The organism is Kosakonia pseudosacchari, from assembly GCF_015167415.1.
GTDB lineage: Bacteria > Pseudomonadota > Gammaproteobacteria > Enterobacterales > Enterobacteriaceae > Kosakonia > Kosakonia pseudosacchari.
Genome location: NZ_CP063425.1, coordinates 3,551,854 through 3,570,743, shown reverse-complemented (window position 1 = coordinate 3,570,743; position 18,890 = coordinate 3,551,854). Strand labels below are relative to the sequence as shown.

General features: G+C 55.5%; 12 protein-coding genes. 11 read left to right on the top strand and 1 reads right to left on the bottom strand.

Annotated features, from left to right (window positions below; genetic code table 11):
• Positions 1-11: 11 nt before the first annotated feature.
• Positions 12-1,556: a PTS transporter subunit EIIC gene (locus tag IP581_RS16755; RefSeq protein WP_193820916.1), complete on the bottom strand. Its 1,545-nt coding sequence runs from the start codon at positions 1,554-1,556 to the stop codon at positions 12-14.
• 282 nt (positions 1,557-1,838) lie between these two features.
• On the opposite strand from IP581_RS16755, the gene IP581_RS16750 reads away from it, so the two are divergent.
• The 11 genes from IP581_RS16750 (at position 1,839) to IP581_RS16700 (ending at position 18,889) form a co-directional block, all read left to right on the top strand.
• The gene (locus IP581_RS16750) at positions 1,839-6,803 is read left to right on the top strand and encodes an alpha-2-macroglobulin family protein (protein ID WP_193820914.1); all 4,965 of its coding nucleotides are present in this window, start codon (positions 1,839-1,841) and stop codon (positions 6,801-6,803) included.
• Between the two features lies 1 nt (position 6,804).
• Entirely contained in the window at positions 6,805-9,129 is a 2,325-nt protein-coding gene (pbpC, locus tag IP581_RS16745) for a peptidoglycan glycosyltransferase PbpC (RefSeq protein WP_193820906.1), read from the top strand.
• 150 nt (positions 9,130-9,279) lie between these two features.
• Positions 9,280-9,711 carry a nucleoside-diphosphate kinase gene (gene ndk / locus IP581_RS16740; RefSeq protein ID WP_017458995.1) on the top strand — a complete coding sequence of 144 codons (432 nt, stop codon included), beginning with the start codon at positions 9,280-9,282 and terminating at the stop codon, positions 9,709-9,711.
• A gap of 181 nt (positions 9,712-9,892) precedes the next feature.
• Positions 9,893-11,059 (top strand): bifunctional tRNA (adenosine(37)-C2)-methyltransferase TrmG/ribosomal RNA large subunit methyltransferase RlmN, encoded by a 1,167-nt coding sequence (locus tag IP581_RS16735; RefSeq protein WP_086870780.1) that lies wholly within the window; start codon positions 9,893-9,895, stop codon positions 11,057-11,059.
• A 291-nt stretch (positions 11,060-11,350) separates the two neighbouring features.
• A complete protein-coding gene (gene rodZ, locus IP581_RS16730; protein ID WP_193820905.1) occupies positions 11,351-12,358 on the top strand; it encodes a cytoskeleton protein RodZ in 1,008 nt (335 codons plus the stop codon).
• A 26-nt stretch (positions 12,359-12,384) separates the two neighbouring features.
• On the top strand, positions 12,385-13,503 hold the full coding sequence (gene ispG / locus IP581_RS16725; protein ID WP_086870784.1) for a flavodoxin-dependent (E)-4-hydroxy-3-methylbut-2-enyl-diphosphate synthase: 1,119 nt from the start codon (positions 12,385-12,387) through the stop codon (positions 13,501-13,503).
• Between the two features lie 109 nt (positions 13,504-13,612).
• Entirely contained in the window at positions 13,613-14,887 is a 1,275-nt protein-coding gene (gene hisS, locus IP581_RS16720) for a histidine--tRNA ligase (RefSeq protein ID WP_086870786.1), read from the top strand.
• A 36-nt stretch (positions 14,888-14,923) separates the two neighbouring features.
• Positions 14,924-15,544 carry a YfgM family protein gene (locus IP581_RS16715; protein ID WP_193820904.1) on the top strand — a complete coding sequence of 207 codons (621 nt, stop codon included), beginning with the start codon at positions 14,924-14,926 and terminating at the stop codon, positions 15,542-15,544.
• Between the two features lie 10 nt (positions 15,545-15,554).
• Positions 15,555-16,733, top strand: coding sequence for an outer membrane protein assembly factor BamB (gene bamB / locus IP581_RS16710; RefSeq protein ID WP_193820903.1), 1,179 nt, complete (start codon positions 15,555-15,557; stop codon positions 16,731-16,733).
• Between the two features lie 120 nt (positions 16,734-16,853).
• The gene (der, locus tag IP581_RS16705) at positions 16,854-18,329 is read left to right on the top strand and encodes a ribosome biogenesis GTPase Der (protein WP_193820902.1); all 1,476 of its coding nucleotides are present in this window, start codon (positions 16,854-16,856) and stop codon (positions 18,327-18,329) included.
• A 167-nt stretch (positions 18,330-18,496) separates the two neighbouring features.
• Complete coding sequence (locus tag IP581_RS16700; RefSeq protein WP_193820901.1) at positions 18,497-18,889, top strand: cell envelope integrity TolA C-terminal domain-containing protein; 393 nt, start codon at positions 18,497-18,499, stop codon at positions 18,887-18,889.
• The last annotated feature ends 1 nt before the right edge of the window (position 18,890 follow it).

The following is an 18,890-nucleotide window of genomic DNA, read 5'->3' as shown; positions in this document are numbered from 1 at the left end:
TCTGGACTCCTTTAGAGAAACATCTCAACCGCTTCTCGCATCTTTTTGACATGCAGCCCGTAGACCACCTGAACGTTGTTACCTTGTTTAATCACGCCTTTGGCGCCTGTCGCTTTCAGCTGCGGCTCATTGATCACCGCCGTGTCTTTTACCGTTACGCGCAGGCGGGTGTAGCAGTTATCCACCACTTCAATGTTGGCTCGCCCGCCCAGCCCTTCGATAATCGCTTCACCAACCGCGTCGTTATTGCCTTTGGCCTGATAATCCTGCTTGCTGTAAAGCCGGGTCTCTTCGGTGTCATCCTCACGCCCTGGCGTTTTCATATCGAAGCGCAAAATCAGGAAGCGGAAGATAACGAAGTAGAGAGCGAACATGATGAGCCCGACGAGGATGTACATCGGCCAGTTGGATTTCCCGGTGCCGAGCGGCAGATTGTAAAGAATGAAATCGATAATGCCGTTCGCGCCGATGGCATGAACGCCGAACAGGGAAAACAGCATCATGCCAATGCCGGTCAGCACGGCGTGAACCACAAACAGCAGCGGCGCGACAAACAGAAACGAGAACTCAATCGGTTCGGTCACGCCCACCAGCAAGGAAGTAAGCGCGGCGGGGATCAGAATCGCTTTCGCTGCGGCTTTGCGTTCGGGTTTCGCGGTGACGTACATCGCCAGCGCGGCGGCGGGCAGGCCGAACATTTTACTGATGCCGCGCGCATCCCACACCGCCGTGCTGCTTAATTGCGTCACGCTCGGGCAGGCCATTTCCGCGAAATAGATATTGCGTGCGCCCTGATAGGTGCTGCCGCAGACATCTGCCGTACCGCCTAACTCCGTATAAAGAAACGGTGTATAAACCAGGTGATGTAGCCCGGTCGGCACCAGAATGCGCTCCAGAAAACCATACACCGCCACACCAAATGGCCCGGCGCCTTTAATCGCCAGCGCCAGCGTGCTGATGCCGTGCTGGGCAAACGGCCATAACTCACTCATTACCACGCCGAGCACGATGGACACCGGCAGCATAATAATGGCGACAAAACAGTGGCCGGAGTAAATCGCCATCGCGCCGGAAAACTGCACGCCGGAATATTTATCGTACAGATAGCCCGACAGCGCGCCGGTGAGGATGCCGGCGAATACGCCCATCTCCAGCACCTGCACGCCCAGCACCATGCTTTGCCCGGCAGCTTTCATTTGCGCGGCGGGGGCCAGTACACCCTGCATTTGCAAAGTGACATTCATGGCGTTGATGAAAACGATAAAAGTCACCAGACCAATTAACGCGGCATAACCTTTATCCCGCGAGGCCAGCCCGACCGGGATACCAACGGCAAACACCAGCGCCAGGTTAGCCAGCACCGAGACGGCGGATTTGGCAATCAACTGGCCGATGTTTTGAATAAACGGATGACCAAGGAAAGGTAAATATTCGGCCAGGTTGCCGTTGCCAAAGATATTTCCGAAGGCAATAAACAAACCGACGATGGGCAAAATGAGCACCGGACCAAAGAGGGACTTACCAAAATTTTGTAGGGCATTCACGGCTCTGGACATAATGTTCTCTCTTATTAGAACCGCGCACAAAGGTGCACAGACCGCTTAACGTTAGCAGCCAGTGGTAAGAAATATCCAGCTATCTTATTGTTTTAAAAACAAATGACTCGGAACGTAACATGTTACATTACGGGCTGTGATCGGGTTAACAGCGAGGGTGGCGAGCGTTAAGTGCGCTTTGCGAGGCGCTTTCCAGAATTGATTGGCGGTTTTGTAATTGTCACGGTTGCGCATAATAATGTCTGAGCCTCTTTCAACAGGTTACTTAACCAGGGATAACGAATGAAACCGCTACGTCTTGCGGCGCTGACTTTTGCGCTCGTCACCACCTTTACGCTCGCGGGCTGCGATGATAACGATAAGCCTAAGGCCGCCAGCGCACCTGAATCGAAAGCTGCGCCTGCGCCAGAGCAAAAAACACCGGCGGCTATCCCGCAGGATAAAGCAAAGCTTGCTGAGCTTGCCGTACGCAGCGAAGGTAAACCGTTAACGCTGCTGGATGCTTCTGAAGTGCAACTGGATGGCGCAGCGACGCTCGTGCTGACCTTCTCGGTGCCGCTGGAGCCAGACCAGAACTTTGCTTCAAGCGTGCATCTGGTGGATAAAAAAAGTGGCAAAGTGGATGGTGCCTGGGAGTTGGCGCCAAACCTGAAAGAGCTGCGCCTGCGCCATCTCGAACCGAACCGCGAGTTGCTGGTATCGGTTGATAAAGGGCTGCTGGCGCTGAATAAGGCTACGTTCGCTAGCGATTACGAAAAAACAATCACCACCCGCGATGTGCAACCAAGCGTCGGTTTCGCCAGCCGGGGTTCGCTGCTGCCAGGAAAAGTGGTGGACGGGCTGCCGGTGATGGCGCTGAACGTCGACAACGTTGACGTCAATTTTTACCGCGTGAAACCGGAATCGCTGGCCGCGTTTATCAGCCAGTGGGAGTACCGCAGTTCGCTGTCGAACTGGGAATCGGAAACGCTCCTGAAAATGGCCGATCTGGTTTATACCGGCCGTTTTGATCTCAATCCAACCCGCAACACGCGTGAAAAACTGCTGTTGCCACTTGGCGGCATTCAGCCGTTACAGCAAACCGGCGTTTACATTGCAGTGATGAACCAGGCCGGGCATTACAACTACAGCAATGCCGCTACCTTATTCACCCTCAGTAACATTGGCCTTTCCGCGCACCGTTACCACAATCGGCTGGATATCTTCACGCAAGGGCTGGAAAACGGCGCTGCGCTCGCCGGCATTGAAGTGATGCTGCTGAACGAGAAAGGGCAAACTCTCGCACAAGCTACCAGCGATAGCGATGGTCATGCCACGCTCAGCACCGATAAAGAAGCGGCCTTGATCCTCGCGCGTAAAGCGGGTGAAACCACGATGCTGGATCTGAAATTACCGGCGCTGGATCTCGCCGAGTTCGCCATTGCAGGCGATCCCGGCTACAGCAAACAGTTCTTTATGTTTGGCCCGCGCGATCTCTACCGCCCTGGTGAAACGGTGATCCTTAACGGCCTGCTGCGCGATAGCGACGGTAAACCACTGGCAGAGCAACCGGTAAAACTTGAGGTGGTGAAACCGGACGGGCAGGTGATTCGCACGGTGGTCAGCCAGCCGCAAAATGGGCTGTACCAGTTTACTTACCCGCTGGAAGCCAGCGCGCAAACCGGCATGTGGCATATCCGCGCGAACACCGGGGATAATCTTTCCCGCGAGTGGAGCTTCCATGTGGAAGATTTCATGCCAGAGCGCATGGCGTTGAACATTACACCGCAGCCAGAACCTGTTGAACCTGCCGCAGATGTGGTGTTTAACATTGACGGTCACTATTTGTATGGCGCGCCAGCCAGCGGGAACAGTCTGCAAGGCCAGCTGTTTCTGCGTCCGTTGCGCGAAGCCGTTCCCGCGCTACCGGGGTTCCAGTTTGGCGATATTGCCGAAGAGAACGTAAGCCGCAGCCTGGATGAAGTGCATCTGACGCTGGATAAACAAGGGCAGGGCGAAATCACCACGCCGAGCCAGTGGCAGGATTCACACTCGCCGTTGCAGGTGATTTTACAAGCCAGCCTGCTGGAATCAGGCGGTCGCCCGGTAACACGTCGCGCAGAACAGGCCATCTGGCCTGCGCAAGCGCTGCCGGGCATTCGTCCGCAGTTTGCCTCCAAAGCGGTATATGACTATCGGACTGACACCACCGTGAACCAGCCGATTGTCGATGAGGGCAGCAATGCCGCTTTTGACATTGTTTATACCGATGCCAGTGGCGCGAAAAAAGCGGTCAGCGATTTGCAGGTGCGCTTGATTCGTGAACGCCGTGACTACTTCTGGAACTGGTCGGAAAGCGAAGGCTGGCAATCACAATTTGACCAGAAAGACCTGGTCGAAGGGGAACAAAGCCTGACGCTCAAGGCAGATGAAACCGGAAAAGTCAGTTTCCCGGTGGACTGGGGTTCCTACCGCCTGGAAGTGAAAGGGCCGGATGACACCATCAGTAGCGTGCGCTTCTGGGCCGGTTACAGCTGGCAGGACAACACCGACGGCGCCGGTGCGGCAAGACCGGATCGCGTGACGATGAAACTGGATAAACCGGCCTACAAACCGGGCGATACCATCAAACTGCATGTTACCGCGCCTGCCGCAGGCAAGGGCTATGCAATGATCGAATCCAGTGAAGGTCCGCTGTGGTGGAAAGAGATCGATGTCCCTGCTGAGGGCATCGATCTGAGTATTCCTGTCGATCAGAAGTGGCAGCGCCACGATCTCTATATCAGCACGCTGGTGGTACGCCCTGGCGATAAATCGAAATCCGCCACGCCAAAACGCGCGGTAGGTTTACTGCATCTCCCGATGGGCGATGAGAACCGTCGCCTTGACGTGACGCTCAATGCGCCACAAAAAATGCGTCCTAACCAACCGTTGACGGTGAAAGTCAAAGCGGCGGTGAAAAACGGTGCCACGCCAAAACAGATCAACGTGCTGCTGTCCGCCGTGGACAGTGGTGTGCTGAACATTACCGATTATGTGACGCCGGATCCGTGGCAGGGCTTTTTCGGTCAGAAACGCTACGGCGCGGATATCTACGATATTTATGGTCAGGTGATTGAAGGGCAGGGACGGCTGGCGGCACTGCGCTTTGGCGGCGATGGCGATGAGCTTAACCGCGGCGGCAAACCACCGGTCAACCATGTCACTATTATTGCTCAGCAGGCACAGCCGGTAACGCTTGATGAACATGGCGAAGGTACAGTGAGCTTGCCGATTGGCGATTTCAACGGTGAGCTGCGCGTGATGGCACAAGCCTGGACAGCGGAAGACTTTGGTAGCACTGAAAGCAAAGTGATCGTTGCCGCGCCAGTGATTGCGGAACTCAATACCCCCCGTTTTCTTGGCAGCGGCGATACCTCGCGCCTGACGCTGGATCTGACTAACCTGACCGATCAACCGCAAACGCTCACTGTCGCGCTGACGGCGAGCGGCCTGTCGGCACTGGAAAGTGGCCAGCCGGAGCCGGTTAAGCTCTCTGCAGGCGAGCGCACCACGCTGTTTATTCCGGTGCGTGCGCTGGAGGGCTTTGGCGATGGCGAGCTTAACGCGCAAATCAGCGGCCTGACCTTACCGGGTGAAACGTTCGCGCCGCAGCAAAAGCAGTGGAAAATCGGTGTGCGTCCGCCGTTTGCGACACAGACAGTTAATAGCGGAGTGATGCTCAATCCGGGTGAGAGCTGGCATACGCCTGGGCAGCACCTTGCCAATATTTCACCGGTGACCTTGCAAGGTCGCTTACTGCTTAGCGGCAAGCCGCCGCTGAATCTGGCGCGCTATATCGAAGAGCTGCGTGCTTATCCGTACGGTTGTCTTGAACAGACCACCAGCGGGTTGTTCCCGTCGCTTTATACCAATGCCGCGCAGTTAAAAGCGTTGGGTATCAAAGGCGACAGTGATGAGCAGCGCCGCGCGGCGGTGGATATTGGCATCTCCCGCCTGCTGCAAATGCAGCGCGAAGACGGCGGTTTCGCGTTGTGGGACAAGAGTGGACCGGAAGAGTACTGGCTGACGGCATACGTCACCGACTTCCTGGTTAGCGCGTCTGCGCAGGGGTATAGCGTACCCATGGAGGCGCTGAATAACGCCAATAATCGCTTATTGCGCTATTTGCAGGATCCGGCGGTCATGTCCATTCGCTATACCGACGATGCACCGGCAACCAAGTTCGCGGTACAAAGCTATGCCGGTCTGGTGCTGGCGCGTCAGCAGAAAGCGCCGTTAGGCGCATTGCGTGAAATCTGGCAACGTCATGAGCAGGCCAGAGCGGCGCTGCCGCTGATGCAACTGGGCGTGGCGCTGAAACTGATGGGCGATGCGCAGCGCAGCGAACAAGCGTTAGCGCTGGGGCTGAAAACCTCTCGCCCGCAGTCTGGACACTGGCTGGCGGATTACGGCAGCGAACTGCGTGACAACGCATTGATACTGGCGCTGCTGGAAGAGAACAACCTGCTGCCACAGGAGCAGCCGCGTCTGCTGGCGACGCTCGCCGAGCAGGCTTACGGTCAGCGTTGGTTGTCGACACAGGAGAGCAACGCGCTGTTTATGGCCGGGCGTAATCTGCAAAACGCCACGGGTGCATGGCAGGCGCAAACCTCCCTTGATGCCGCAGGGCTTGGTGGCGATCGTCCGCAAAGCCGTAATCTCAATGCCGATCAACTGGGAGCATTGCAGGTTACCAATAGCGGCAGCACGCCGCTGTGGTTGCGTCTCGACAGCACAGGCTATCCGGAACAGGCTCCTGCGCCGTCCGGGAAGGTATTAAAAATTGAACGTACGTTCCTGGGGACCGATGGTCGCAGTAAATCACTGTCGTCACTGAAAAGCGGTGAACTGGTGCTGGTACGCCTCGACGTGAATGCCAGCCAGAACGTACCGGACGCGCTGGTGGTTGATTTACTGCCCGCCGGGCTGGAGCTGGAAAACCAGAACCTCGCTGATAGCAGCGCCAGTCTGCAAGATAGCGGCAGTGAAGTGCAGGATCTGCTAAATCGTATGCAACAAGTGGATATCCAGCATATGGAGTTTCGCGATGACCGGTTTGTTGCTGCGGTGCCGGTAAACGCAGGGGAGTGGGTCACGCTGGTTTACCTGGCGCGCGCGGTCACGCCAGGCACTTATCAGGTTCCCGCTCCGCAGGTGGAGTCAATGTATGTTCCGCAGTGGCGGGCGACCGGTGCGACCAGTGGTCCGCTGATAATCGTACCGTAACGTGAGGATCGTCCGTCTGATACGCACCCGCTGGCGCTGGCTGGTGGGTGTTCCTCTGCTGTTGGTGTTGGGCGTTATGGCTGCCGACAAGATTTGGCCGCTGCCGCTTAGCGAGGTTGATCCGGCACGGGTGGTGGTGGCCGAAGACGGCACGCCGCTGTGGCGCTTTGCCGATGCCGACGGTATCTGGCGCTACCCGGTCACCATCGAAGAGGTATCGCCACACTATCTGCAGGCGCTGATCCAGTATGAGGATCGCTGGTTCTGGGCGCATCCGGGAGTGAATCCGCTGTCGATTGCGCGTGCAGCCTGGCAGGATCTGCGTTCCGGCCATGTCGTTTCCGGCGGCAGCACGTTGACAATGCAGGTCGCTCGTCTGCTCGATCCGCATCCGCGCACCTTTGGTGGAAAGGTGCGTCAGCTGTGGCGGGCGCTGCAACTGGAGTGGCACCTCTCAAAACGTGAAATTCTCACGCTTTATCTGAACCGCGCGCCGTTTGGCGGCACGCTGCAAGGCGTGGGCGCTGCGAGTTGGGCTTATTTAGGTAAACCGCCTGCGACGCTCAGCTATTCCGAAGCGGCACTGTTAGCGGTTTTGCCGCAGGCACCCAGCCGTTTACGTCCGGATCGCTGGCCGCAACGTGCACAGGCCGCGCGCGATAAAGTGCTGGAACGTATGGTGTCGCAAAAGGCGTGGTCAGCAACGCAGGTGGCGGAGGCCCGTGAAGAGCCGGTCTGGCTGGCTCCGCGTCAGATGCCGCAACTGGCACCGCTCTTCGCCCGACGAATGCTTGGTGAAAGCAAGGCACTGAAAATCACCACCACGCTGAATGCCAGCCTGCAACGTCAGCTTGAAGAGCTGGCGTTAAATGTGAAAAGCCGTCTGCCAGCGCGCAGCTCGCTGGCGATAATCGTCGTTGACCACACGGATATGAAAGTGCGCGGTTGGGTTGGCTCCGTGGATATTAATGACGACAGCCGTTTCAGCCATGTGGATATGGTCAGCGCCATCCGTTCGCCGGGCTCGGTGTTAAAGCCCTTTATTTATGGTCTCGCGCTGGATGAAGGGCTGATTCATCCGGCCTCACTGTTACAGGATGTGCCGCGCCGGGTGGGCGATTATCGGCCCGGTAATTTTGACAGCGGTTTCCATGGCCCGGTAAGCATGAATGAAGCGCTGGTACGCTCGCTTAATTTACCGGCGGTGCAGGTTCTGGAAGCCTACGGGCCGAAGAAATTTGCCGGAAATCTGCGTAATGTCGGTTTGCCGCTGATTTTACCGACGGGGGCGGAACCCAATCTTTCACTGATCCTTGGCGGCGCGGGTGCGCGGCTCGAAGACATTGCGGCTGCTTACACCGCGTTTGCCCGCGAGGGGAAAGCGGGAAGCCTTCGTCTGACACCTGGCGCCCCGCTACTGGAGCGGCGGTTGATGTCGCCGGGTGCGGCGTGGATTATTCGCCGTATTCTCGCCGGAGAAGCACAACCGGTGCCAGATGAAGCATTGCCGCAGGTGGTGCCGCTGGCGTGGAAAACGGGCACCAGTTATGGCTATCGCGACGCCTGGGCGATAGGGATTAATGCCCGCTACGTGATAGGCATCTGGACGGGGCGACCTGACGGCACGCCCGTAGCCGGGCAGTTCGGTTTTGCCAGCGCCGTACCGTTACTTAACCAGGTCAATAATCTGTTGCAGCCGCGCTCAGCGCTTGAACAGGCGAGGCTGCCGCGCGACCCGCGACCGCAAACGGTTAGCAGCGGCGTCATCTGCTGGCCGGGTGGGCAAAGCCTACCGCCTGGCGACAGCAATTGTCGCCGCCGACTTACCACCTGGCTGTTAGACGGTAGCCAGCCGCCAACGCTGTTATTGCCGGAGCAGGAAGGTGGTCACGGGATCAATTTCCCGCTCTGGCTGAATAAAGAGGGGCGCAGGGTTGCCGCAGATTGCCCGGATGCGCAGCAGAATACATGGATCGCCTGGCCGCTACCGCTGGAGCCGTGGTTACCTGCCGGTGAACGCCGCGCTGCCCGTTTACCGGTGGCGGACAAACGCTGCCCGCCTCGTGACGATAACGCGCCGCCACCGCTGTTATTAAGCGGCGTGCGCGAAGGGGCGGTGATCAAACGCATTCCCGGCCAGGCATTTGCCTTATTGCCGCTACAAAGCAGCGGTGGCGAGGGCAGTCGCTGGTGGTTTTTGAATGGTGAACCGTTAGCCTCGCATAGCAGCTTATTGAGCCTGAAACTTGATAAAAGCGGGGAGTATCAGTTATTGGTGATGGATGACGCAGGGCAAATAGCTACAGTGCAGTTTACGGTGCAATAAGCGCTGGAATGGCACTACTGGCGTAAGGTGTTGCTAAAAATAGTCTCATTTTAAAAAAATGTTACCTTCATCCATAGGCAACGCCCGTATTGCTCTTTATAATCCGCGCCACACCTATTCAGGGCAACAGAACAACTTACAGAGGTAAACATGGCTATTGAACGTACTTTTTCCATCATTAAACCGAACGCGGTGGCAAAAAACGTTATTGGCAGCATCTTCTCTCGCTTTGAAGCGGCAGGGTTCAAAATTGTTGGCACCAAGATGCTGCACCTGACCGTTGAGCAGGCGCGCGGTTTCTATGCCGAGCACGAAGGTCGTCCGTTCTTTGACGGTCTGGTTGAGTTTATGACTTCCGGCCCGATTGTGGTTTCCGTGCTGGAAGGTGAAAACGCGGTGCAGCGTCACCGTGACCTGCTGGGCGCAACCAACCCGGCTAATGCACTGGCAGGCACGCTGCGTGCTGACTACGCAGACAGCTTCACTGAGAACGGTACTCACGGTTCTGACTCCGTTGAATCCGCTGCGCGTGAAATCGCCTACTTCTTCGCCGAAGGCGAAGTGTGCCCGCGCACCCGTTAATCACTCGTTAAACGTGTAACGAGGTTTACACTTTAATTTGTGAAAAGCCGCGTGCAAACGTGGTATCTGTGCGTCAGAATTTGTACAATGCTGCGCCCCAGGATGAGCCGACGCTGTCCTGGGGCGCTTCTTTTTAACCCTCCACGGGCCACAACGTGTAATAACGAGGCCGGAATACATTATGACTGAACAAATTGTCATGCCTGAGAACGACGCTCTCACGGTGCCAAACAAAGATGCAAAAATTAACCTGCTGGATTTAAACCGTCAGCAGATGCGTGAATTTTTCAAAAACTTAGGCGAAAAACCCTTCCGCGCCGATCAGGTGATGAAGTGGATGTACCACTATTGCAGCGACGACTTTGATGAGATGACCGATATCAACAAAGTGCTGCGCAACAAATTAAAAGAGGTCGCCGAAATTCGTGCGCCGGAAGTGGTGGAAGAACAACGCTCCTCCGACGGCACCATCAAATGGGCGATTGCCGTGGGCGATCAGCGCGTTGAAACCGTCTACATCCCCGAAGATGATCGCGCGACGTTGTGTGTCTCTTCCCAGGTGGGATGTGCGCTGGAGTGCAAATTCTGCTCCACGGCTCAGCAGGGCTTTAACCGTAACCTGCGCGTTTCGGAAATTATCGGCCAGGTGTGGCGCGCGGCGAAAATTATCGGCGCGGCGAAAGTCACCGGCAGCCGCCCGATTACCAACGTGGTGATGATGGGCATGGGCGAGCCGCTGCTCAACCTGACCAACGTCGTTCCGGCGATGGAGATTATGCTGGATGATTTCGGCTTTGGTCTCTCCAAACGCCGCGTTACGCTCTCCACTTCCGGCGTGGTTCCGGCGCTGGATAAACTGGGCGATATGATTGACGTTGCGCTGGCCATCTCTCTGCATGCGCCAAACGACGAAATTCGCGATGAAATTGTACCGATCAACAAAAAGTACAACATCGAGACGTTCCTCGCCGCCGTTCGCCGTTATCTGGAAAAATCCAACGCTAACCAGGGCCGTGTGACCATTGAGTATGTGATGCTGGATCACGTCAACGATGGTACTGAACATGCGCACCAGTTGGCGGAGCTGCTGAAAGATACACCGTGCAAGATCAACCTGATTCCATGGAACCCGTTCCCGGGGGCGCCGTATGGCCGCAGCTCTAACAGCCGTATCGATCGCTTCTGTAAGGTGCTGATGAGTTATGGTTTCACCACCATCGTGCGTAAAACGCGTGGCGATGATATCGATGCCGCGTGTGGTCAGTTGGCGGGCGATGTGATCGACCGTACCAAACGTACGATGCGTAAGCGTATGCAGGGCGAGCCTATTGAGATCAAGGCACTATAATCATAAGTTGCAGCGCGAAGAATATGCTGCATTTTGTGAAAATGTCGACTATTTGGCCTGTACACATACAGGCCATTAATAATTACGGTGCGTTTCTCCTGACTTTAAGGCAGTATGTAGTGATGGAACAACGGCTTAGCAAAAAGTGCTGAAAGCTGTTCTGTTATGACAAGCCTGACAGTCCTATACTGTGGGCCAGGTTTAACCGACCCGGTTTTTTCGCGGCGCGTGTAGGCATTGCGGTTATGCGCGCCTGAATGTTTAATTTTCACGTACCAGTAGTTGTAGCGAATGAATACTGAAGCCACTCACGACCAAAATGAAGCACAAACCACTGGCGTACGTCTGCGCAACGCCCGTGAACAACTTGGACTCAGCCAGCAAGCGGTTGCAGAGCGCTTATGCCTGAAGGTCTCCACGGTACGCGATATCGAAGAGGACAGGTCGCCCGCCGATCTGGCTTCGACTTTTGTACGCGGTTATATCCGCTCCTATGCCCGCCTGGTGCACATTCCTGAAGAAGAACTGCTGCCGATTCTTGAAAAACAAGCGCCGGTCAGAGCGGCAAAAGTTGCGCCAATGCAGACTTTTGCTTTAGGCAAACCGCGTAAAAAACGCGGTGGCTGGATGATGAGTTTTATCACCTGGCTGGTGTTCCTGGTCGCCATCGGCCTGACGGGCGCATGGTGGTGGGATAACCACAAAGCGCAGCAGCAAGAGATCACCAACATGGCGGATCAATCTTCTGCGGAGCTGAACGCGGGCAACAGCAACGCGCAAAGCGTACCACTGAATAACGACACCACTGCAGCAGACCCGGTTGATAATTCCGCCACGCCTGTTGAAGCGCCAGCACCGTCGGCGACAGCGCAAACGCCAGTCGCCAGCGCGCCGCAAGCCCCCGCTACTACCGCAAATCAGAACACCGTTGTTGCACCGTCGCAGGCGAATGTTGACGCCATGCAGCAGCCTACCGCTCCAGCAAACCCAGCGCAGTTACCGACCGACCAGGCCGGTGTTGCGGGTGCGCAAGCGGATACTAACGCACTGGTGATGAACTTTACTGCCGACTGCTGGCTGGAAGTGAGCGATGCCACCGGGAAGAAATTATTCAGCGGCTTGCAACGTAAAGATGCCACGCTCAATTTAACCGGCCAGGCGCCATATAAGCTGAAAATTGGCGCGCCATCAGCCGTTCAGATCCAGTATCAGGGTAAACCTGTCGATCTGAGTCGTTTTATCAGAACTAACCAGGTTGCGCGTCTGACCCTCAATGCCGAACAATCAGCAGCACAGTAACAGACGGGCAACGCGGGAGATTTTTCATGCATAACCAGGCTCCGATTCAGCGTCGGAAATCGAAACGGATTTACGTTGGTAATGTGCCCATTGGCGATGGCGCGCCCATCGCCGTGCAGTCCATGACAAACACCCGTACCACGGATGTTGAAGCGACGGTTAATCAAATCAAAGCGCTTGAGCGCGTCGGCGCGGATATTGTCCGCGTCTCCGTCCCGACCATGGACGCGGCAGAAGCCTTCAAATTGATCAAACAGCAAGTGCGTGTCCCGCTGGTTGCGGACATCCATTTTGACTACCGCATTGCGCTGAAAGTCGCCGAATATGGCGTTGACTGTCTGCGCATTAACCCCGGCAACATCGGTAACGAAGAGCGTATTCGCACCGTTGTTGATTGCGCGCGCGATAAAAACATTCCAATTCGCATCGGTGTTAACGCCGGTTCGCTGGAAAAAGATCTGCAGGAAAAGTATGGCGAGCCAACGCCGCAAGCGCTGCTTGAATCCGCCATGCGCCATGTTGATCATCTCGATCGTCTGAATTTCGATCAGTTCAAAGTTAGCGTGAAAGCATCGGACGTATTTCTCGCCGTTGAATCCTATCGACTGCTGGCAAAACAGATCGATCAGCCGCTGCATCTTGGCATCACCGAAGCTGGTGGCGCGCGCGCAGGCGCAGTGAAATCGGCGATAGGTCTTGGCTTGCTGCTTTCTGAAGGGATTGGTGACACGCTGCGTATTTCGCTGGCCGCCGATCCGGTGGAGGAGATTAAAGTCGGTTTTGATATCCTGAAATCGCTGCGCATTCGTTCGCGCGGGATTAACTTTATCGCCTGTCCGACCTGTTCCCGCCAGGAGTTTGACGTTATCGGTACGGTCAACGCCCTTGAACAGCGTCTGGAAGATATCATCACGCCGATGGATGTCTCCATTATCGGTTGCGTGGTAAATGGCCCTGGTGAAGCGCTGGTTTCCACACTGGGTGTGACCGGCGGCAACAAGAAAAGCGGCCTGTACGAAGATGGCGTGCGCAAAGACCGCCTGGATAACAGCGACATGATTAGCCAGCTTGAGGCCCGCATTCGCGCGAAAGCGTCGATGCTGGATGAAGCGCGTCGTATCGATGTGCAACAGGTAGAAAAATAAGGTTGCTGGGAAGCGGCAGGCTTCCCGTGTATGATGAACCCGCCCGGCGCGACCCGCAGTTCGTCGCGGCCCTGAGGGTTCATTTTTTGTATTAATAAAGAGAATAAACGTGGCAAAAAATATTCAAGCCATTCGCGGCATGAACGATTATCTGCCTGGCGAAACCGCCATCTGGCAGCGCATTGAAGGCACTTTAAAAAACGTGCTCGGCAGCTACGGTTACAGTGAAATCCGTTTGCCGATTGTAGAGCAGACCCCGTTATTCAAACGCGCGATCGGTGAAGTGACCGACGTGGTTGAAAAAGAGATGTACACCTTTGACGATCGCAACGGCGACAGCCTGACACTGCGTCCCGAAGGTACGGCGGGCTGTGTACGCGCCGGCATCGAACATGGTCTTCTGTACAATCAGGAACAGCGCTTGTGGTACGTTGGGCCGATGTTCCGCTACGAGCGTCCGCAGAAAGGGCGCTACCGTCAGTTCCATCAGTTGGGTGTGGAGGTGTTTGGCCTGCAGGGGCCGGATATCGATGCCGAGCTGATTATGCTTACCGCCCGCTGGTGGCGCGAGCTGGGCATTGCTTCGCATGTTGCCCTTGAACTCAACTCGATTGGCTCGCTTGACGCGCGCGCGACCTATCGCGATGCGCTGGTGGCTTTCCTCGAGCAGCATAAAGATAAGCTGGACGAAGACTGCCTGCGCCGTATGTATACCAACCCGCTGCGCGTACTGGATACCAAAAACCAGGATATCCAGGTGCTGCTGAACGATGCACCGAAACTGGGTGATTACCTTGACGATGAGTCCCGCGAACACTTCGCAGGTCTTTGCGCATTCCTTGATGCGGCGGGTATCGCTTATACGGTGAACCAGCGTCTGGTACGCGGTCTGGACTACTACAACCGCACCGTTTTCGAATGGGTAACTACCAGTCTTGGCGCGCAGGGCACTGTTTGCGCAGGCGGTCGTTATGACGGTCTGGTTGAGCAACTGGGTGGTCGTGCGACTCCGGCGGTTGGCTTCGCAATGGGTCTTGAACGACTTGTTTTGTTAGTTCAGGCAGTTAATCCGGAATTTAAAGCAGAATCCGTTGTCGATATATACCTGGTGGCGTCTGGCGCCAATACGCAATCCGCTGCTATGCAGTTGGGTGAGCAGGTGCGCGATGCGTTACCTGGCGTACGGCTGATGATGAACCACGGCGGCGGCAATTTTAAAAAGCAATTTGCCCGTGCGGACAAGTGGGGCGCTCGCGTCGCACTGGTGCTCGGCGAATCTGAAATTGCCGACGGTAATGTTGTGGTGAAGGATTTACGCTCTGGTGAGCAGAGTACGGTAACGCAGGAGAGCGTTGCGGCGCATTTGCGCACACTACTGGGCTAATCTCCCCGGTGAATTATCGTTAAGGAGAAGGACTGCGTGGAAATTTACGAAAACGAAAACGACCAGGTAGACGCGATTAAGCGCTTCTTTGCCGAGAATGGTAAAGCGCTGGCCGTTGGCGTCATTTTGGGTATTGGTGCGCTGGTTGGCTGGCGCTACTGGAACAGCCATCAGGCAGACACGGCGAGAGCCTCTTCACAGGCTTATGAAAACGCGGTTGCCGCGCTTTCGGCGGGTAAGCCAGAATCGTTCACGGCGGCGGAAAAATTCGCTGCTGACAACAAAAACACCTACGGCGCGCTGGCGTCGCTGGAACTGGCGCAGCAATACGTTGAGAAGAATGAGCTGGATAAAGCCGCTGCTCAGTTGCAACAAGGGCTGGCTGCGACGAATGATGAAAATCTCAGGTCGATAATCAATGTGCGCCTGGCGCGCATTCAGGTACAGCAAAAGCAACAAGACGCTGCGCTGAAAACGCTGGATGCGGTCAAAGCGGAAAGCTGGTCAGCGATTGTTGCCGATCTGCGTGGCGAAGCACTGCTGAGCAAAGGTGATAAACAAGGCGCGCGCACCGCATGGGAAAACGGCATTAAAAACAATGCTTCTCCTGCGCTGAGTGAAATGATGCAGATGAAAATCAATAATTTGTCCATCTAAGAGGGACCCGATGCAATTGCGTAAATTACTTCTGCCAGGGCTGCTTTCCGTCACGCTTTTGAGCGGCTGTTCCCTGTTTAACAGCGAAGAAGATGTTGTCAAAATGTCCCCGTTGCCGGTGGTGGAAAACCAGTTCACCCCGACCACCTCATGGAGCACCTCCGTGGGCAACGGTATTGGTGACTTCTACTCTAACCTGCATCCGGCGTTTGCTGATGGCGTGGTTTACGCCGCCGATCGCCATGGTGTGGTGAAAGCGGTTAGCATTGAAGATGGGCATGAAATTTGGTCGGTTAACCTGGCTGAAAAAGATGGCTGGTTCTCTACACGCGCTGCACTGCTTTCTGGCGGTGTGACCGTTTCCGGTGGCCATGTTTATGTGGGCAGCGAAAAAGCGCAGGTTTACGCACTGAATACCAGCGATGGTTCGCAGGCGTGGAAAACGAAAGTCGCTGGTGAAGCGCTTTCTCGCCCGGTAGTGAGCGACGGTTTAGTGCTGATCCACACCAGTAACGGTCAGTTGCAGGCGCTGAACGAAAGCGATGGCGCATCCAAATGGATCGTCAACCTCGATATGCCTGCGCTTTCTCTGCGCGGTGAATCCGCACCAACTTCCGCCTTTGGCGCTGCCATTGTTGGCGGTGATAACGGTCGCGTTAGCGCGGTATTAATGCAGCAGGGCCAGATGATTTGGCAGCAGCGAATCTCCCAGGCCAATGGTCCGACAGAGATCGATCGTCTGAGCGATGTCGATACTACGCCGGTGGTTGTGGGTAACGTGGTGTACGCGTTGGCCTATAACGGCAACCTGACGGCGCTGGATCTGCGTAGCGGCCAGATTATGTGGAAACGCGAGCTGGGTTCAGTGAGCGATTTCGTAGTTGATGGTAACCGCATCTATATGATCGACCAGAGCGATCGTGTTCTGGCCCTGACTACCGACGGCGGCGTGACCCTGTGGACACAAAGTGACCTGCTGCACCGTAACCTTACCGCTCCGGCGTTGTATAATGGTTACATTGTGACAGGCGATAGCGAAGGCTACGTGCACTGGATTAACATTGAAGACGGGCGCTTTGTCGCGCAGCAGAAAGTCGACAGCTCCGGTTTCCTGACCGAGCCGGTGGTTGCTGGTGGCAAACTGCTGATCCAGGCGAAAGACGGCACAGTGTACGCCCTTTCGCGCTAAGCGCGTCGGGTTTGTCGTTCCTGAAGACGGCTCCTGTTGCAGGAGCCGTTTTCCTGTTTTTAAAACGGCGCGTAACCCGCGACGTTTTGCTAATGAATTTTCTGTAATGAGGCTTTAAACATGGTACCTGTGGTCGCGCTTGTCGGGCGCCCTAACGTTGGAAAATCCACGCTATTTAACCGTTTAACACGCACCCGAGATGCGCTGGTGGCGGATTTCCCGGGTCTGACTCGTGACCGTAAGTACGGTCGTGCTGAAGTTGAAGGCCGCGAATTTATCTGTATCGATACCGGCGGTATCGATGGCACCGAAGACGGCGTGGAAACGCGCATGGCGGAACAATCGCTGCTGGCGATTGAAGAAGCCGATGTCGTACTGTTTATGGTCGATGCGCGCGCGGGTCTGATGCCAGCCGATTCGGCCATTGCCAAACATCTGCGTTCACGCGAAAAACCGACTTTCCTGGTGGCGAACAAAACCGACGGTCTGGATCCGGATCAGGCAATAGCAGATTTTTATTCCCTCGGTCTGGGGGAAATCCACGCTATCGCCGCTTCCCACGGGCGCGGTGTCACCAGCTTGCTGGAACATGTACTGATGCCATGGATGGACGAACTCAACCCGCCGGAAGAGGTGGATGAGGACGCCGAATACTGGGCACAGTTCGAAGCCAACGAAAACGGCGAAAAAGAAGAGCCGGAAGACGATTTCAACCCGCAGGATCTGCCAATCAAACTGGCCATTGTGGGGCGTCCGAACGTCGGTAAGTCCACACTGACTAACCGCATTCTCGGCGAAGAGCGCGTGGTGGTGTATGACATGCCGGGTACCACGCGCGACAGCATCTACATTCCGATGCAGCGCGATGAGCGTGAATACGTACTTATCGACACCGCTGGTGTGCGTAAGCGCGGCAAAATCACCGATGTGGTGGAGAAGTTCTCGGTCATCAAAACGCTGCAAGCGATTGAAGATGCTAACGTTGTGCTGCTGGTCATTGATGCCCGTGAAGGTATCTCCGATCAGGATTTATCGCTGCTCGGCTTTATTCTTAACAGCGGCCGCTCACTGGTTATCGTCGTCAATAAATGGGACGGTCTGAGCCAGGAAGTGAAAGAGCAGGTGAAAGAGACGCTGGATTACCGCCTGGGCTTTATTGATTTCGCCCGTGTGCACTTTATTTCCGCGATGCACGGCAGCGGTGTTGGCAACCTGTTTGAATCCGTTCGCGAAGCGTATGACAGCTCCACCCGCCGCGTCAGTACTGCGCTGCTGACGCGTATTATGAACATGGCGGCGGAAGATCATCAGCCGCCGTTAGTGCGTGGTCGTCGCGTGAAGCTGAAATATGCCCACGCCGGTGGGTATAACCCGCCGATAGTGGTGATCCACGGCAACCAGGTGAAAGACTTGCCGGATTCCTACAAACGTTATTTGATGAACTACTTCCGCAAATCGCTGGATGTGATGGGTACGCCAATCCGTATTCAGTTCAAAGAGGGGGAAAACCCGTTTGCCGACAAACGCAACACCCTGACGCCGAACCAGATGCGCAAACGTAAACGCCTGATTAAGCACATCAAAAAAAGTAAGTAATCACTTGCTTCAAACCCGCCGCCTGGCGGGTTTTTTATTTATTACAACGGGCTCACCTACGGAAATCAGGCGCTGTTTCGGCCTGTCGATAGCAGTACACTGTTTATAGCTATAAAAACAACGCGTTAATAATCGTCTTCAATGAACAATTTCAAAAGGAATATGAAATGAAAATGTTTTTACTGGTGATATTTCTGGCCGGTGTTGTGACTGGTTGCACACCACTTCACCCTTCAGGTTGCCATAAAACCACCGCGCTTGGCAGTTGCGATTCCGGGCGTTTTACCGACCAGGATGAGTACGGGAAACAGGCCCGCGCGATAAAAAACGCGATCGAATCCCGGCTTGCGGATCGTTCTGGCTGGAAAGGGAAAAAATGCCGCTTACATCTGGAATTTGCCCTGGATGGCACGCTGAAAAAAATTGAGACCAGAGAAGGGAATAAAGCTTACTGCGCGGCGCTGAAAACCGCGGCTCAACAGGCGTCATTCCCGGCATTTCCTTCTCAGCGGATTTACCAGGCCTTCGAGAGCTCCCGCTTCGTGATGGTGGGCGAATAGT

Excerpts from the sequence above, each read along its gene's own strand:
- ispG (WP_086870784.1), top strand. The coding sequence starts at position 12,385 with ATGCATAACCAGGCTCCGATTCAGCGTCGGAAATCGAAACGGATTTAC.
- IP581_RS16750 (WP_193820914.1), top strand. The coding sequence starts at position 1,839 with ATGAAACCGCTACGTCTTGCGGCGCTGACTTTTGCGCTCGTCACCACC.
- bamB (WP_193820903.1), top strand. The coding sequence starts at position 15,555 with ATGCAATTGCGTAAATTACTTCTGCCAGGGCTGCTTTCCGTCACGCTT.
- IP581_RS16700 (WP_193820901.1), top strand. The coding sequence starts at position 18,497 with ATGAAAATGTTTTTACTGGTGATATTTCTGGCCGGTGTTGTGACTGGT.
- IP581_RS16735 (WP_086870780.1), top strand. The coding sequence starts at position 9,893 with ATGACTGAACAAATTGTCATGCCTGAGAACGACGCTCTCACGGTGCCA.
- IP581_RS16755 (WP_193820916.1), bottom strand. The coding sequence starts at position 1,556 with ATGTCCAGAGCCGTGAATGCCCTACAAAATTTTGGTAAGTCCCTCTTT.
- der (WP_193820902.1), top strand. The coding sequence starts at position 16,854 with ATGGTACCTGTGGTCGCGCTTGTCGGGCGCCCTAACGTTGGAAAATCC.
- rodZ (WP_193820905.1), top strand. The coding sequence starts at position 11,351 with ATGAATACTGAAGCCACTCACGACCAAAATGAAGCACAAACCACTGGC.
- ndk (WP_017458995.1), top strand. The coding sequence starts at position 9,280 with ATGGCTATTGAACGTACTTTTTCCATCATTAAACCGAACGCGGTGGCA.